Origin of the sequence: Streptomyces venezuelae (genome assembly GCF_008642335.1) — a bacterium.
In the GTDB taxonomy this organism is placed as follows: Bacteria; Actinomycetota; Actinomycetes; order Streptomycetales; family Streptomycetaceae; genus Streptomyces; species Streptomyces venezuelae_F.
On sequence record NZ_CP029191.1, the window covers coordinates 99119 to 114711 of the forward strand.

Below are 15593 nucleotides of genomic sequence, written 5' to 3' on the forward strand. Positions count from 1 at the left end.
GTGACAGCCGCCCGCCCGCCAGGGTCAGCCGGTGGTCCAGGGGCGCAGTTTTTCGGGGTTGCGCACCGCCCACAGGTGCTTGATGCGCTCGCCGGCGAAGTCGAAGGCCAGCACCGAGACGGTGACGCCGTGCTGCTGGACGACCAGGCCGGGCTCGCCGTTGACGGTGCGCTCCAGGATCGTCATGGCGGGCGCCTTGGCGGTGATGGTGACCAGGTAGCGGGCGATCTGCTCGCCGCCGCCGGTGGGGGGCGCGGCGTTGACCAGGCCGCCGCCGTCGGCCAGCCCGGTGGCCTCGGGGTCCAGGAGGCTGATCAGGGCGCCGATGTCCTTGGCCTCCCAGGCCTGCTTGAAGTCGCGCACCAGGTCGGCGCGGCGGGCGGTGGCGGTGGCGGGGGCCTGCTGGGCGCTGCGGATGCGGCGCCGGGCGGAGGAGGCCAGCTGGCGGCAGGCGGCCGGGCTGCGCCCGACGCTTTCGGCCACTTCGGCGAAGGAGTAGCGGAAGACGTCGTGGAGGATGAACGCGACCCGCTCGGCCGGGGTCATGGACTCCAGGACGACCAGGAAGGCCATGTTGACCGACTCGTCCAGGGTGATGCGGTCGGCCGGGTCGGCGGTGCCCGCCGAGCGGCCGCTGATCCACTCGGAGTGGTCGGGCAGCGGCTCGGGGATCCACTCCCCCACATACCGCTCGCGCCGCGCCCGCGCCGAGCCCAAAAGGTCCAGGCAGATGCGGCTGGCCACGGTGGTCAGCCAGCCGCCGGGCGAGGCGACCGCCTCGCGCTGGGCGGGCGTCATGGCATACCAGCGGGCGTAGGCCTCCTGCACCACGTCCTCGGCGTCGGCCAGCGAGCCGAGGAACCGGTAGGCGAGGTTGATCAGCTGACGCCGCTCGCTCAGGACCGTGCTCAGGTCCGCCTCGAGCCGGTCGTCGTCTGGCGCGGTCTGCGTCCTCATCGTCTCGCTTGCTCCCTTGGCCGGAATCTGCCGTCATGGCATACGACGAGACAGCCGGTGGGAATGTGAGGCGGCCCGGCCCGCGCGGGGGCACCTTCTGGCAGGATTCCAGCGCTCTCCTAGGCGTATCAAATAGTCATATGGCATGAGCAAACACAAAGCGATCGTGGAGCGGTACCGCGACGGGGTCCTCAGCGGCGACCACGAGCAGGTGCTGTCCCTGGTGACCGACGACGTGGTGTGGGAGAGCCTGGGCCAGCTGCGGGTGCAGGGCAAGGACGCGCTGCGCGGCGTGGTGCAGAACAAGGACGGGGTCGCGGCGCAGGGCGTCGTGCAGCGTCCGCGGATCACGGTCGACCGGCTGATCGAGGAGGGCGACACCGTGGTGGCCACCGGCCGGGCGGCGCTGCCGCTGCCCACCGGCGCGACGGCGGAGTTCCTCTTCTGCGACGTGTTCACCTTCGTCGGGGACGCGATCAGCCACCTGGAGAGCTACAAGGTCCCCCTGGCCCCGCCGCAGCAGGGCTGAGCGCCGGCACCCCGCCCCGGCCGGGCCGCCGGGCGGGGCGGGGTGCGGGCGGGTCAGCCGGCCGTCCAGGGGCGCAGCTTCTCGGGGTTGCGCACCGCCCAGATGTGCTTGATGCGCTCGCCCTCGAAGTCGAAGGCCAGCACCGAGACGGTGACGCCGTCCTGCTGGGCCACCAGGCCGGGCTGGCCGTTGACGGTGCGCTCCAGGATCGTCAGGTCCGGGGCGCGGCCGGCGACGTCGGCGAAGACGTGGGCGATGGCCGCGCCGCCGGTGACCGGCTGCAGCTGGGCGCTGACCAGGCCGCCGCCGTCGGCGATGGTGGTGGCGTCGGGGTCGAGCAGGCCGATGAGGGCCTCGATGTCCTTGGCCGCCCAGGCCTGCTTGAAGTCGCGCACCAGATCGGCGCGGTGGGCGGTGGCGGCCGCCGGGGTGCTGCGGGCGGCGGTGATGCGGCGCCGGGCGGAGGAGGCCAGCTGGCGGCAGGCGGCCGGGCTGCGCCCGACGATCTCGGCGACTTCGGCGAAGGAGTAGTGGAAGACGTCGTGGAGGATGAACGCGACCCGCTCGGCCGGGGTCATCGCGTCCAGGACGACGAGGAAGGCCATGTTGACCGACTCGTCCAGGGTGATGCGGTCGGCCGGGTCGCCGGTGGCCTCCGGCCCGCTGATCCACTCCATGCGGTCGGGCAGCGGCTCGGGGATCCACTCCCCCACATACCGCTCGCGCCGGGCCCGCGCCGAGCCCAGGAGGTCCAGGCAGATGCGGCTGGCCACGGTGGTCAGCCAGCCGCCGGGGGCGGCGACCGCCTCCCGCCGGCGCTCGGACATGGCATACCAGCGGGCGTAGGTCTCCTGCACCACGTCCTCGGCGTCGGCCAGCGAGCCGAGGAACCGGTAGGCGAGGTTGATCAGCTGCCGGCGCTCGCTGAGTACGGCGCGCAGGCCGGGGTCGAGCCGGCTGTCCTCCGGCTCCACTTGGTTGCTCATGGTGTCGCCAACTCCCTTGACTGCGCCCTGACTTCACCAGTTCGTTCCGGCGTCGCCCAGAAGGTGGCGCGCGTCACCTCACATTACAACGGGCTGCGTCGTCGTATGGCTGGAGATCGAATTCCCGCCGGGCTCCCGTCCCCCGGTCGCCCGGTACCGGAATCCCCGTTCTCCGCCCGCGACTTCGGGCCTTCGAGGTCGCACCGACCGCCGAGGAGAATTGCCGTGCAGCTGACTTCGATCCGCGGGTCACCAGCAGGTCCGGGCCCCGCCGTGCGCGGCGGCCGCCCGGTGCGCCCGGCCTCGTCCTGGCCGCGGGGTGCCCGCGGCTGACCTGGGCCGCAGGGCTCCCGGTGGCGGGGGCCGCCGACAGTGCCACACCGCCGGCGGCGCCCCGCGGGGCGGACGCGGTCCGGGCCGCGGCCCCGCGACGGATGTTTTTCCCGGCTCTTTGCCCTCACCCCGCTGGATGTTTTCCCACAGGGGCGCGGCCCCCTCCGCCGAGGCGGCCGGCTCCTGGCACCACCCGTACAGCACGCGAAGAAAAGGAAACAGTTGTGGAACCTGTGAACGTTGCAATCATCTATTACAGCGCGACCGGCAACGTGCACACGTTGGCTCAGGCCGTGGCCGAGGGCGCGGAGAAGGCGGGCGCCACCGTGCGGCTGCGCAAGGTCGCCGAGACCGCCCCGGACGCGGCGATCAGCGCCAACCCGGCCTGGGTGGAGCACCGGGCGGCCACCACCGACATCGCCGAGGCCACCCACGACGACCTGGCCTGGGCGGATGCGGTCCTGTTCGGCACCCCCAGCCGGTTCGGCAACCCGGCCAGCCAGCTGCGCGCGTTCATCGACACCACCGGCCCGCTGTGGTTCGCGGGCAAGATCGCGGGCAAGGTGTTCTCCGCGTTCACCGCGAGCAACACCGCGCACGGCGGGCAGGAGTCGACGATCCTGGCGCTGTCGAACACCTTCTACCACTGGGGCGGCATCATCGTGCCGCCCGGCTACACCGACCCCATCCAGTTCCAGTCCGGCAACCCGTACGGCACCTCGCACGTCGCCGGCGAGGGCGCGCCCGGCGAGGTCGCGCTGCAGGCCGCCCGCCACCAGGCGCGCCGCGTGGTGGACACCGCGGCCGCGCTGAAGGCCGGGCGCGGCGAGCTCTGAGCCGCCGCGGGACTCCTTGCGCACACCGGCGGGGGCCGCCGACCCGATGGTCGGCGGCCCCCGCCCGTTGCCGGGTTCAGGAGGGGATCCAGTCGCGTTTGATGTGCGGGGTGTCGATGCTCAGGGCGCGCATGTGCTCGATGGGGTTGGTGTATTCGCGGCTGGCGGCGATGAGTCCGTCGTCCAGGGTGAAGCCGTGGATGAAGTGGTTGCGGTAGCGGCCCTCGGGATAGCCGGGGAAGCGGATGGTGCCCTCACCCTCGCACTCCACCCAGATGACGGCCGGGTCCTGGGTCTCGTAGATCTGCACGTCGGACCACTCCCAGTCGGGCAGCACCTCAAGGGAGAGCTCGTTGTGCTTTTGCAGCTTGGCGCGGCCCTTGACGGTGATGGGGCGGCCGATGTCGGTGTTGAACAGGGCGGCGGTGCCGTCTTCGGTGTAGAGGGTGTAGCGGCGCAGCCGGGCCTCGCGGCCGGTCTCCATGTACTGCTCCACGGCCCGCCGGTTGCGGGCGCGCAGCTCGAGGTGGTTGGTGAACACCGGGGCGGGGGCGGTCATCGCATCTCCGAGAACAAGTGGGGGGTGGGGTGGGTCAGGGCTGCAGGCGGGTGGTGTCCCAGCCGCTGTCGGTGCGGTCGTAGCGCAGCCGTTCGTGCAGCCGGTCGGTGCCATTCGCCCAGAACTCCACGGCGGCCGGCTCCAGGAGGTAGGCCACGAACGTGTCGGGGCAGGGCAGCGCGCGCGGCGGCTCGCCCAGTTCCAGGGCCCTGGCGCGGATCTCTTCGAGGTGGTCCAGGTCGCGCAGCGGCTCGCTCTGCAGCGAGACGGTGGACATGGGGTGGGTGAACACCGCGCGCGCCGCCCACAGTTCCTCCGCCGTCGCGCGCGGGAGCTGGCGCACCGGGCCGGCCACGGTGATCTGCTGGCTGGTCTCGCGCCAGTACAGCACCCCCGACGCCCAGGGGTTGGCGGTCAGTTCCCGGCCCTTCTGGCTGCCGGCGTGGGTGATGAACACGATGCCGGTGTCGGTGACCTGGTTGACCGCCAGGATCCGCGAGGAGGTACGCCCCTGCGCGTCGGCGGTGGCCAGGGCCAGCGCGCGCGGCTCGCGCACGCCCTGCTCGGTGGCCGTCTTCAGCCAGGCGGACAGCAGGCCCAGCGGCTCCGCGGGCGGCGTGTGGAACTCGGGGAACTCCACCTCGAGGGAGCCCGTCAGCGTCTCGGAACGCCGTACATCAGACATGGATGAATCCTTCAACGGTGCGGCCACAGCGCGGCTTTGACAGGGGAAAGGGCCGGGCCGGCGCTCGGGGGTGGGCGCCGGCCCGGCAGTGGGTGGGGCGGATCAGGCCGGGTCGGGGGTGCGGGCCGGGGCCAGCAGGCCGGCCAGCGCGGTGCCGACGATGCGGGGGCCCTCGCGGGTCAGGACGGATTCGGGGTGGAACTGCAGGGAGGCGAAGCCGGGGCCGCGCAGGGCGTGCACCTCGCCGCTCTGCGGATCGCGGCTGACCTGGACGGGTCCGCCGGTCAGGCCGGGCACGCCGGCGGGGGTGAATTCCTCGTCCTGGCTCAGCAGCGCGAAGGTGTTGTAGTAGCCGACGTGCTCGGGGGCGCCGAACAGGTCGATCTGCTTTTGCACGCCCTGGTTGGGCACCTCGCGGCGGCGCAGGCGCAGGCCCAGTTGCAGGCCCAGGACCTGGTGGCTGAGGCAGACGGCGAGGAAGGGGCGCTGTTCGCGCAGCAGGGTGGCCACCGCGGTGTGCAGGTGGGCCATCTTGGGGTGGGCCACCTCCTGGGGGTCGCCGGGGCCGGGGCCCATGACGACGAGGTCGTGGCCGGTGAAGGTGTAGTCCTCGTCGTAGCGGCGCAGGGTGACGTCCAGGCCCAGGGAGCGCAGCTGCTGGTCGATCATGGAGGTGAAGGTGTCCTCCATGTCGACGACCAGGACGCGGCGGCCGGCCAGGCCGGGTTGGGCGGCGGCGCGGGCGGGGATGTCGGCGAGCCAGAACCCGGCGATGGCGTCGTTGCGTCCTTCCAGGGCGCGGCGCACGCGGGGGTGGTCGGCGAAGCGGCCGGTGGTGGCGCCGCCCAGGGCGGCGACCAGGCCCGCGGCCTTGGCGCGGGTCTCGGCGGCCTCGGAGGCCGGGTCGGAGTGGCGCACGATGGTGGCGCCGACGCCGATGGCCAGGCGGCCCTGCTCGTCGATGTCGGCGGTGCGGATGAGGATGGCGGAGTCCATGACGCGCTCGCCGTGCTCGTCGCGGCCGATGAGGGCGGCGGCGCCGCTGTAGTAGCCGCGGCCGCCGGGCTCGTACTGGTGGATGATGCGGCAGGCGCTTTCCAGGGGGCTGCCGGTGACGGTGGGGGCGAACATCGTCTCGCGCAGGATGTCGCGCACGTCGCGGTCGGTGCGGCCCTCGATGAAGTACTCGGTGTGGGCCAGGCGGGCCATTTCCTTGAGGTAGGGGCCCACGACGCGGCCGCCGGTGTCGCAGATGCGGGCCATCATCTTCAGTTCCTCGTCGAGGACCATGTAGAGCTCGTCGGTTTCCTTGCGGTCGCCGAGGAATTGAAGGACGCCTTCGAGGGTGGAGCCGGAGGGCGGGTAGCGGTAGGTGCCGCTGATGGGGTTCATGACGGCGGTGCCGTCCTGGAGGCTGACGTGCCGCTCGGGCGAGGCGCCGACCAGGATGCGTTCGCCGGTGTGGATGAGGAAGGTCCAGTGGGCGCCGCTCTCGCCTTGGAGCAGGCGGCGGAAGAGGGCGGGGGCGCTGGCCGGGCCGTAGTCGGTGATGTCGGCGAGGAAGGTGCGCTTGATGACGAAGTTGGCGCCCTCGCCGGTGCCGATCATTTCCTTGGTGATGCGGCGCACCACGTCCTCGTAGGCGGCGTCGTCGACGTCGAAGTCGCCGCCGGACAGCGGGGTGGGCACGTCGGGGATGCGGGCCAGGGCCTGGTCCAGGGGCAGTTGCTGCTGGCCGGTGACGGTCATGGCGAGCAGTTCGGTGCCGTCGTCGGCGCAGGCGAAGCCGCGTTCGGCCAGCTGCCGGTAGGGCATGAGGACCAGCACCTCGTGCCCGGCGCCGGTGCCGGGGGCGGGCCGGTCGGGCAGGGGGATGTCGGCCAGGGTGGCGGGCCGGGTGAGGGAGCCGGTGAGGACTTCCAGGGTGTGCGGCCCGGTGGTGTGGGGGCGGTGCAGCAGGGCGAAGGCCTCGGCCTGGCCGTCCAGGGCGCGGGCCAGCAGGTCGGGGGTGGGTGGTGTCGGTGTCATGTGAAGAGCCCCTTGACGGTGGTGACCCGGGCGCAGCGCTCGGCGGCGTAGGTGAGGGCCGAGCGGTGGTAGTCCTGTGAGAAGTCGGCGGTGGCGTCGGCGACGAAGAACGGCTGGATGTCGTGGGTGAAGGCGTCGATGGCGGTGGCCAGGACGCCGACGTGGGCGTAGACGCCGCACACGATGAGCTGGTCGCGGCCGGCGGCGCGCATCCGCTCGAGCAGGTCGGTCTTGAAGAAGGCGCTGTAGCGCCACTTGGTGAGCTGCCAGTCCTGTGCGGTGGGGGCCAGCGCGTCGACGACCTGGCGGTCCTCGGGGGCGGGGCGCATGCCCGGGCCCCAGAAGTCCTTGAGCAGGCCGCGCTGTTCGTCGCTCATGCCGCCGGGCTGGGCGGTGTAGGCGACGGGGATGCCCAGGGCCGCGCAGCGGTCGCGCAGCTGCGCGGCGTGGGTGATGAGCTGGTGGCGCAGGGGGTCGGGGAAGGGCTTGAGGAAGTACCGCTGCATGTCGTGGACGAGCAGGACCGCCCGGTCGGCCTCGGCGGTCCAGGACACGGCGGCCGGGGGCAGGTCGCCCTCGGCGGGCAGGGGGTAGGGGCTGATGGGGGGTATGCCGGTCATGGTGGAAGTCCTCGAACGGGTGCGGGGGGTGCGGGTGGGTCGCCGGTGCTCAGGCGGGCCAGGCGTTGACGGCGCTCTGGGCCTGGGCGGGGTTGAGGCGCGGGTCGCAGCAGGAGGTGTAGCGCTCGCCGACGCGGTCCAGGTCGGCCTCGGTGCTGGCGCACTCGGTGACGTCGTCGGGGGTGGTCTCCAGGTGGAGGCCGCCGGCGGTGCCGCCGGCGGACTGGACGGCCTGGACGAAGCCGGTGATCTCGCGGGCGACGGTGTCCAGCAGGCGGGTCTTGTAGCCGCCGGGGGCGGTGACGGTGTTGCCGTGCACCGGGTCGCTGAGCCAGATGACGGGGTGGCCGGCCTCGCGGACGGCTTCGACCAGGCGGGGCAGTTTCTGGCCGACCTGGTCGGCGCCCATGCGGGCGATGAGGGTCAGGCGGCCCTCGTCGCGCCAGGGGTCCAGGCGTTCGCACAGGGCGAGCAGGTCGGGCACGTCCATGCTGGGGCCGACCTTGCAGGCCACCGGGTTGCTGACCTGGGACAGGAGGGCGACGTGGGCGCCTTCGACCTGGCGGGTGCGCTCGCCGATCCAGGGCCAGTGGGTGGAGCCGAGGAAGAGGCGGCCCTTGTCGTCCATGCGCAGCATGGGGGTCTCGTAGTCCAGGAGCAGCGCTTCGTGGCTGGTCCACACCATCGGTTCGACGACCTCGCGGCCGGCGGCGCGGTCGCGCCAGCCCAGGTGTTCGAGGATGTCGCCGGCGGCCATGTAGCCGGTGAGGATGCGCAGCGGGTCGGGGCGGCGGCTCTCGGCGTCGGGTTCGGGGCCGTTGACCATGTGGCCGCGGAAGACGGGCAGTTCCACCCCGTCGACGATCTCGGTGGGCTTGGAGCGCGGCTTGGCGAACTGGCCGGCGATGCGGCCCACCCGCAGCACCGGCTTGCCGGTGATCAGGCCGAGCGAGCCGGCCAGCACGTCCAGGAGGGCGGCCTTGCGGGCGACGTAGGCGGGGGTGCATTCCTGGGGGTCCTCGGCGCAGTCGCCGGACTGCAGCACCATGGCCTCGCCGCGGGCGACCTTGCCCAGCAGGGTGCGCAGGGTGGCCAGGTCGTCGCCCTGGACGAGCGGGGGGCGGGAGGCGAGGGCTTCGCCGACCCGGTTGAGCTGTGAAAGGTCGCTCCAGTCGGGTTGCTGCAGTGCCCCGCGGATACGAATCTCCCGTATAACGTCTTCCATGACGTACTCCGATCCAGCGGTGAAGTGATACTCAGGTGGGAATTCCGGTGCGCTTGATCTCCGGTACCGGAATACCGAGCGCCCGCAGCTGCTGGAAGGGGTTCATGAACTCGCGATTACGCTTGATCTTCCCGTTGTCGAGTTCGAACGAGTGCAGGAAGTGGTTCTCGTAGTAGCCCTCGGGGTAATCGCCGAAGCGGATCTTTCCGCGTCCGTCGCATTCCACCCAGATGTGGTTGGGGTCCTGCGTCTCGAATATCTGGATGTTGTACCACTCCCAGTCCGGGAAGCAGTCGAGGGACCATACGGCGTGCTCGGCGAGCCGGTCGCGGCCCACGGTCTCGACCGGGGATCCGGTGTCGGTGGTCCACAGGCCGCCGCGGCCGTCCTCGGTGAACAGCTCGTGGCGGCGGAGCCGGTCCTGGCCGCGGGTGTGCATGTACTGCTCGACGGTGGCCCGGTTGGCGCGGCGCAGTTCGGCCGCGTCGGTGAATCCCTGGGCCGGGGCGGATTCGGACATGGGTGTCCCCTTCGTGGTGAGCAAGTGCGTTGGGCGAGTGGTGGGGGGATGGCGCGTCGGGGCGCGGAATTCCCCCCGTTCCGCGGTGCGATCTTGCCCGATTCCACAGAGCAAATCAACACCGTTTCGGCGGTACGCTACTGACGTTGTGTAATATTCAACTTTATTGATGGCATAGTGGTCCACGCACCGGTGGAAACAATGCGGAATGCCCCCTGGAGCAGGTTTGTTCCGGGTGGCGCAAAGAAATTGCCTGAGCTGGGCACAAGCCCGGCTCAGGCATTTCACAAGTGGATCTGTGGCAGGACTTTTCAGAGCTTTCCGTTGTGGACGGCGCTGATGACCTGGCGCATGAGCGGGGAGAGCTGGAAGTAGGGGCCGAGGTTGAGGTAGCGGCCCTCGGGGGCCCACTTCACGGCCGCAATGACGATGGGCTCGCCGGGGTAGGCGCGCGGGGCGTGGTCCACGAAGTGCGCGACCTGGTCGGTGACGGGCACCGGCAGGGCGGCGCGGTCCCAGCCGCGGGCGGGCGGCGGGGCGTAGCAGATCCGCTCGATGCCGGCGGAGTCCCAGCTGAGGGTGGTGTAGATGCGAAAGGCGCGCCGGGCGAAGGCGAGCGTGGCCTCGTCGGGGGCGGGCCAGCCCAGTTCGCGGTGCAGGGACAGGAGCGTCTTCGGCGCCCGGCACTGCTCGGAGAGCTGGGTGAAGTAGAGGTTGACGGTGCGGCGCGGGTAGTCGATGCCGATCATCGCGACGTCGCTCAGGCCGTGCCGGGCCAGCAGGTCCAGGCTCTGGGCCAGGGCGGGCGGCATGGCGGGCAGTTCGGCGAGCTTGGCCACGTCCTGGACGTCCTGCGGGAAGTGCGCGTAGATCTTGTTGAAGCCGCCGACGACGCCGCCGTCGATGAGGTACTCGCTGATGGTGCACCGGCTCTGGAGGTCGGCGAGCAGGGTGTCCACGGGGTGGCCGGCCGCCGTGACGAAGCCGTGGGCCAGCGCGGTGGCGTAGGGGTCGCCGGCGCGGGTGGGCACGGTGAGGGTGAAGTCGAGTTCGGCCGGGGCGTCCTGGCTGGTGGAGACGCTGTAGACGACGCCGGCCTCGTGCAGGCCGTCGGCGAAGGCGGCCACGATGGGCCGCACGCCGCCGGGCCGGGCGGGCACGCCCGCCAGCCGGGCGGCCTCCTCGATGGCCGAGCACACCTCGTTGATCCCCGTGGCGTGGGGCATGACTCCTCCATGGGCCGGTTGGCGCGTGTGCGGGCGGGGGCCGGGGCGGGGCGCGGACCGGCGGGGCGCGGCCCGGGCGCGCGGGAAGAGGGGCGCCCGGGCCAGGGGGTTCAAGGACAGGCTCTGAGGGGGGGGTCAGCCGACCTTCGTGGCGCTCAGGATGGCCTGGACGGGGATGACGTCGCGGGGCACCTCGGCGGGGTCCTTGGTGATGGCCTTGGTGACCTTGAACCCGCACTCCTCCAGCCAGCTCTGGTAGGTGGAGATCTTCTGCGGGCCGCCCTGGCCCATGGTGCAGCCGATGAAGAAGGCGGGGAAGAAGTCGACGTTGTAGTTGTCGGTGTCGCGGATGTCCTCGGGATAGACCGGCACCATGATGTGGACCTGGCCGCCCGCCTCCAGGGAGCGGTGGACGCCCTGGAGGATGGTGAAGACGTCGTCCTTGTCGAACATGTCCAGGAAGTGCTTGATCAGGACGGTGTCGAAGCCCCGGGGGATCTCGTCGAAGACGTTGCCGCCGATGAAGGAGCAGTGCTCGGCCACGCCGTGCTTCTGGAAGTTCTCCAGGCAGGTGCGCTCCTTCTCCGGCAGGTCGAAGGTGGTCACCTTCAGCCCCGGGGAGGCCTTGTGCTGGTAGGTGTGGATCGCCCCCAGGCCGGTGTTGCCGGCCACGTCCAGGACCTGGGCGCCGGCGGGCACGTCGATGTTGGCGAAGAACCAGGGGTCGATGTTGGCGGTGACGTTGTTCATCAGCGTCAGCCAGGCGTCGTTGAGGTCGCTGTGGTCGGCCACCGCGTCGTAGAGGGTGCCCTCGCCCGCGCCGTAGAGCTCCTTGAGGCCCACGATGGTGCCGGTGCGCACGCTGTCGGTGAGGTAGAAGAGCTGCCGCAGCGCCACCACCTTGATCATGTTCATGTAGGTGAGGGCGCGCTTGAGGTCGTGCTCGGCGACCTCGGCCAGCGCGTCCAGGCGGTAGCCGCCGTCCTCGTCCTGGGCGACGAAGCCCTCCTTGACCATCAGGAACAGCAGCTGCTCCACGGCGTCGGGCTTGGCGCCGACGGCCTGACCGAGCTCGGCGGCGCTCGCGCCGGGCGTGGCGCGCAGCTCATCGACGAGGCCGAGCTCGAAGACGGACAGCAGGCTCATGAACCGCGAGGGGCCGACCATGTACTCGCGGAACCGGGCGAGGGTGGCTTCAGTAGACATTGCGGCTGTTCCCTTTCGATAGGCGGTGCGGGTGGCCGGGAGGGCGCCCCGGCGGGCGGACGGGCCAACGGGCGGGGCGGGGGGAATCAGGCCGAGCGCCCGCCGACGTAGGAAAGGTTCAGCCGGCTGTCGGTGCGCCACTGGTAGTACGACTGGAGCTTGTAGTACTCCTCGCCGCTCGCGGTCACGGCGGCGTAGACCATCTTGGGGGTGTCGGTGCCGTAGGGGACGCTCTTGAGGAACTGCTCGACCTTGCTGCCCAGGCGGGCGGAGAGCTCCAGCGGGTTCTCGGTCTTGACGCTGTAGGCGATCCGCTCGACCTTGTGGGAGTCCCAGTTCAAGGTGGTGTAGATGCCGAAGGCCCGCTGGCAGAAGTCGAGCATCTGCTCGCTGGGGTCGGGCAGGCCGATCTCGCGGTGCATCGCCAGGACGGTGTCGCGGGAGACGACGTCGGCGGAGGCGGCGAAGTACACGTTCATGGTGCGGCTGGCGTAGTCGATGCCGATCAGGTCCACCTGGTCGGCCAGCTGGTAGCGGGCGAAGAAGTCCTCGGTGGCGGCCAGGCCGGGCGGCATGGAGGCGATCTCGGCCAGGTGGGCGAGGCTCTCGTGGCGGCCGCCGGGGAAGTACACCCAGATCTTCTTGAAGCCGCCCAGCACCCCGAAGTCGACGCCGTAGCTGTCCACCGCGCAGTGCTTTTGCACGTCGGCCAGGAGCGACTCGATGGGGTGGCCGCTCTGGGCGGTGAGGTTCTTCTCCACGGCCACGGCGTAGGGGTCGATGGCGCGCGGGACGGTGAAGCGGCAGTCGAACTCGCCCTCGTGGCGCGCGTTGGTGGCCACCCGGAAAGCGATCACGGCGCCCGGCAGGACGTCCTCGTAGGCGGCCAGGATGGGCCACACCTTGTCGCGGTCGCAGGCCACGTCCAGCAGCCCGGCGGACTTTTCGACGGCAGCGTAGACACCGGCCAGATCGGCGGTTCCCGACATCATTCCTCCAGAGATGGATTACGGCGCCGGTGAGCGGCGGCACGTTGCAGGGGCGGCGCGCCGGGGCCCGGGGCGGGCTGCGCCCGGGCGCCGGGCGGGGTGGTGCGGGCGGTGCCCGGCGCGTGCGGGGGCGGGGCGCGCCGGTCGGGGCGGGCACGCGGGGGGCCGGCGCGGGGCGGCGGGCCAGGGCGTGCCGCGGCGGCGGCACCGGCCGGTGGTGCGAGGGGGGCTGGGGGGTGAGGGCCCGTCAGGTGCGCGCGTGTACGCGGGTGTTCCCGGGCCCTTCGGCGCAACTCCCCCACAGCCAAGGGCTCCACGCTCCGAGGGAGGGGGCACGACTTTTGGGCAGGGGAGGCTTGCAGAAATAGTGACACGGGCGGGCCCCTACACCAAGAGCCGTTCAAAGTGACGTGGGTCACGTGAAACGGGGGGTGCCGGTGGCGCCTGCCGGGCCAACTCCCGCGCCGCACGCGGCTGTTGTGGCGCGGCCCGGCGGGGGATGCGAAAAGGCGGCGCGGGTGACCCGTCCCCTGGTCACCCGCGCCGCGGTTCTCGTCCGGGCCCGGCCGCTGCGGGCCGGGCCTGACGCGTCAGTGCACGTGCCGGTCCTCCCCGCGCCCCTCCAGGGCGGCGGGCCGGCCGTTGTCCTGTCCGCCCGCATGACCGTTGACCTGGCCGCCCGTGTGGCCGCCGGCGCCGTGGTCGAGGTGGTCCAGGGCCTGCTGCAGCTCCTGCGGGGTGGGGTTGGCGATCTGCCCGTCGCTGAACCAGCGGCTGAGCCGGTGGCGCAGCAGCTCGGCGCGGGACTTGGGGTTGGGCACGCCGTCGCGGTCCTCGCGCACCGGGGCCGGCAGCGCGGGGTGGACCTCGCGGGAGAGCAGGGTGTACTCCTGCGCGCGGGCCAGGCGCTCGTGGACCTCGACGAACTCGCCGTGCGGCAGGCGCTTGATGCGGCCGGTCTCGCGGCCGTGCAGCAGCTTGTCGCGGTCGCGCAGCTGGAGGCCGATGCAGATCCGCTTGGTGACGACGTAGGTCAGCGCGGGGATGACGAACACCCCGATGCGCACCGCCCAGGTGATGGAGTTCATCGACAGGTGGAAGCGCTCGGCGAGGATGTCGTTGGAGCCGCCGAAGAACAGCACCAGGTAGAAGGCGGCCAGCGAGCAGACGAAGGCGGTGCGGGTGGGCTGCTCGCGCGGGCGGTCCAGCAGGTGGTGCTCGCGCTTGTCGCCGGTGATCCAGGCCTCGATGAAGGGCCACAGGCAGGCGATGGCGATCAGCAGGGTGGGCAGCACCACGGCCGGGACCAGCACGCCCATGTTGACGGTGTAGCCGGCGACGGCGAACTCCCAGGCGGGGAAGGCGCGCAGGGCGCCCTCGAGGAAGCCCATGTACCAGTCGGGCTGGGAGCCCTGGGAGATCTGGTCGGGCCGGTAGGGCCCGTACACCCACACGGCGTTGATCTGGGCGATGCCCGCCATCAGGGCCAGGACGCCGGAGACCAGGAAGAAGAAGCCGCCGGCCTTGGCCGCGTAGTGCGGCATCAGGGGCTGGCCGACCACGTTCTGCTGGTTGCGGCCCGGCCCGCGGAACTGGGTGTGCTTCTGGTAGATGACCAGGATCAGGTGGACGGTGACCAGGGCCAGGATGATGCCGGGCAGCAGCAGGATGTGGAAGCTGTAGAAGCGCGGGATGACGTCGGTGGCGGGGAACTCGCCGCCGAAGAGGAACATCGTCAGGTAGGTGCCGACCAGCGGGATGGCCAGCGTGACGCCCTCGGCGATGCGCAGGCCGGTGCCCGAGAGGAGGTCGTCGGGCAGCGAGTAGCCCAGGAAGCCTTCCAGGGTGACCAGGATCAGCAGGACCACGCCGATGAGCCAGTTCAGCTCGCGGGGCTTGCGGAAGGAGCCGGTCAAGAAGTGCCGCAGGGTGTGCGCCATGGTCGCGGCGATCATGGTGAGGGCGGCCCAGTGGTGCAGCTGGCGGATGAACAGGCCGCCGCGCACCTCGAAGCTGATGCGCAGGGTGGAGGCGTAGGCCTCCGACATCTGCACGCCCTGCAGCGGGACGTGCGGTCCTTCGTAGACGGTGTGGGCCATGCTCGGGTTGAAGAACATGGTCAGGTACAGGCCGGTGAGGATCAGGATGATGAAGCTGTAGAGCGCGATCTCGCCGAACATGAAGGACCAGTGCTCGGGAAAGACCTTGCGCATCAGGGTGCGCCACTGGTAGATGCCGAGCCGGCCGTCCGCCCAGTCCGCGATGCGTTCGCCCTGCGGTGCCGTGGTCCGCTGCGGCGCCTTGTCGGTGATGCTCATGCCCGTGCGCCCTCCCCTCGCCGCTGAGTCGTCACAGGCACACCCGGGCCGGCCGGTGAGGGCGCGGCGGTGGGGGCGGCCTGCAGCGGCGCAAACGGGCCCGTGCCGTGAAGCGGGTCGAACGCTATCGACACGGTGTGCGGCCGGACAACCGTGCTCGAGCCGGAACCCGGCCCCAACTCCACCGTTTCTTGAGCGAGTTTCGAGCCGTCCCGCCGCGCAGGTGCCATGACCCCGCCCAACTGGGCGGTCATTGCTGGCGAGTTGCCCCGGCGCGTGCGCCCCGGTCTCCCCAAGTGGGCCTCAACAGCGGCTAGTTGCTGCGCTCTTGTCATGCCCGAAGCCTATGTCGCGGGCATTTGGCACTCGCGCCCGGCACCCCCTTGTCCGCGCCCGGGGGGCGGGAGGCTCCCGGGGGGCGGGCGGCTCCCGGGGGGCGGGCGGCTCCCCCCGGGGGGGAGGAGGGGGAGGCTCCCCCCGGGGGGGCGGGGGCCTCAGGGCGGCGGCGCTCGCCGGTCGGGACCGGGGTGGGTCTCAGGGGTGCGGCGCTCGTCCGGCGGGGATGGGGCGGGCCTC

The 15593-nt window shown here is 71.6% G+C and carries 14 protein-coding genes; 2 read left to right on the plus strand and 12 right to left on the minus strand.

The window, feature by feature from the left end; all coding sequences use genetic code 11:
- Positions 1–24: 24 nt before the first annotated feature.
- The gene (gene sigJ, locus DEJ49_RS00480; RefSeq protein ID WP_150181831.1) at positions 25–957 is read right to left on the minus strand and encodes an RNA polymerase sigma factor SigJ; all 933 of its coding nucleotides are present in this window, start codon (positions 955–957) and stop codon (positions 25–27) included.
- A 145-nt stretch (positions 958–1102) separates the two neighbouring features.
- Between sigJ (DEJ49_RS00480) and DEJ49_RS00485 the strand changes: the two genes are divergently transcribed.
- Entirely contained in the window at positions 1103–1486 is a 384-nt protein-coding gene (locus DEJ49_RS00485; protein ID WP_150181832.1) for a nuclear transport factor 2 family protein, read from the plus strand.
- A gap of 53 nt (positions 1487–1539) precedes the next feature.
- Here DEJ49_RS00485 and sigJ (DEJ49_RS00490) read toward each other — a convergent pair whose 3' ends face one another.
- Positions 1540–2472 (minus strand): RNA polymerase sigma factor SigJ, encoded by a 933-nt coding sequence (gene sigJ, locus DEJ49_RS00490; protein ID WP_150181833.1) that lies wholly within the window; start codon positions 2470–2472, stop codon positions 1540–1542.
- Positions 2473–3029: 557 nt separating this feature from the next.
- On the opposite strand from sigJ (DEJ49_RS00490), the gene wrbA reads away from it, so the two are divergent.
- On the plus strand, positions 3030–3641 hold the full coding sequence (gene wrbA / locus DEJ49_RS00500; RefSeq protein WP_223832662.1) for an NAD(P)H:quinone oxidoreductase: 612 nt from the start codon (positions 3030–3032) through the stop codon (positions 3639–3641).
- A 76-nt stretch (positions 3642–3717) separates the two neighbouring features.
- Here the strand turns inward: wrbA and DEJ49_RS00505 are convergent, their stop codons facing one another.
- The 10 genes from DEJ49_RS00505 to DEJ49_RS00555 all read right to left on the minus strand — a co-directional run bounded on the left by DEJ49_RS00505 (position 3718) and on the right by DEJ49_RS00555 (position 15017).
- Positions 3718–4200 carry a PhzA/PhzB family protein gene (locus DEJ49_RS00505; RefSeq protein ID WP_150181836.1) on the minus strand — a complete coding sequence of 161 codons (483 nt, stop codon included), beginning with the start codon at positions 4198–4200 and terminating at the stop codon, positions 3718–3720.
- Between the two features lie 34 nt (positions 4201–4234).
- The gene (gene phzG / locus DEJ49_RS00510; RefSeq protein ID WP_150181837.1) at positions 4235–4885 is read right to left on the minus strand and encodes a phenazine biosynthesis FMN-dependent oxidase PhzG; all 651 of its coding nucleotides are present in this window, start codon (positions 4883–4885) and stop codon (positions 4235–4237) included.
- Positions 4886–4987: 102 nt separating this feature from the next.
- Entirely contained in the window at positions 4988–6913 is a 1926-nt protein-coding gene (locus DEJ49_RS00515; RefSeq protein WP_150181838.1) for a chorismate-binding protein, read from the minus strand.
- Complete coding sequence (locus tag DEJ49_RS00520; protein ID WP_150181839.1) at positions 6910–7533, minus strand: isochorismatase family protein; 624 nt, start codon at positions 7531–7533, stop codon at positions 6910–6912. The genes DEJ49_RS00515 and DEJ49_RS00520 overlap by 4 nt, the downstream gene beginning before the upstream one ends.
- A 49-nt stretch (positions 7534–7582) precedes the next feature.
- Positions 7583–8758 carry a 3-deoxy-7-phosphoheptulonate synthase gene (locus tag DEJ49_RS00525; RefSeq protein WP_150181840.1) on the minus strand — a complete coding sequence of 392 codons (1176 nt, stop codon included), beginning with the start codon at positions 8756–8758 and terminating at the stop codon, positions 7583–7585.
- 31 nt (positions 8759–8789) lie between these two features.
- Positions 8790–9278, minus strand: coding sequence for a PhzA/PhzB family protein (locus DEJ49_RS00530; RefSeq protein WP_150181841.1), 489 nt, complete (start codon positions 9276–9278; stop codon positions 8790–8792).
- 311 nt (positions 9279–9589) lie between these two features.
- The gene (locus DEJ49_RS00535; protein WP_150181842.1) at positions 9590–10504 is read right to left on the minus strand and encodes an aromatic prenyltransferase; all 915 of its coding nucleotides are present in this window, start codon (positions 10502–10504) and stop codon (positions 9590–9592) included.
- Positions 10505–10639: 135 nt separating this feature from the next.
- Positions 10640–11710, minus strand: a complete 1071-nt coding sequence (locus DEJ49_RS00540; RefSeq protein WP_223832663.1) for a methyltransferase — start codon at positions 11708–11710, stop codon at positions 10640–10642.
- Between the two features lie 86 nt (positions 11711–11796).
- A complete protein-coding gene (locus DEJ49_RS00545) occupies positions 11797–12699 on the minus strand; it encodes an aromatic prenyltransferase (protein WP_150181843.1) in 903 nt (300 codons plus the stop codon).
- Positions 12700–13289: 590 nt separating this feature from the next.
- Positions 13290–15017, minus strand: coding sequence for a cytochrome b (locus DEJ49_RS00555; RefSeq protein WP_150181845.1), 1728 nt, complete (start codon positions 15015–15017; stop codon positions 13290–13292).
- Positions 15018–15593 lie beyond the last annotated feature (576 nt).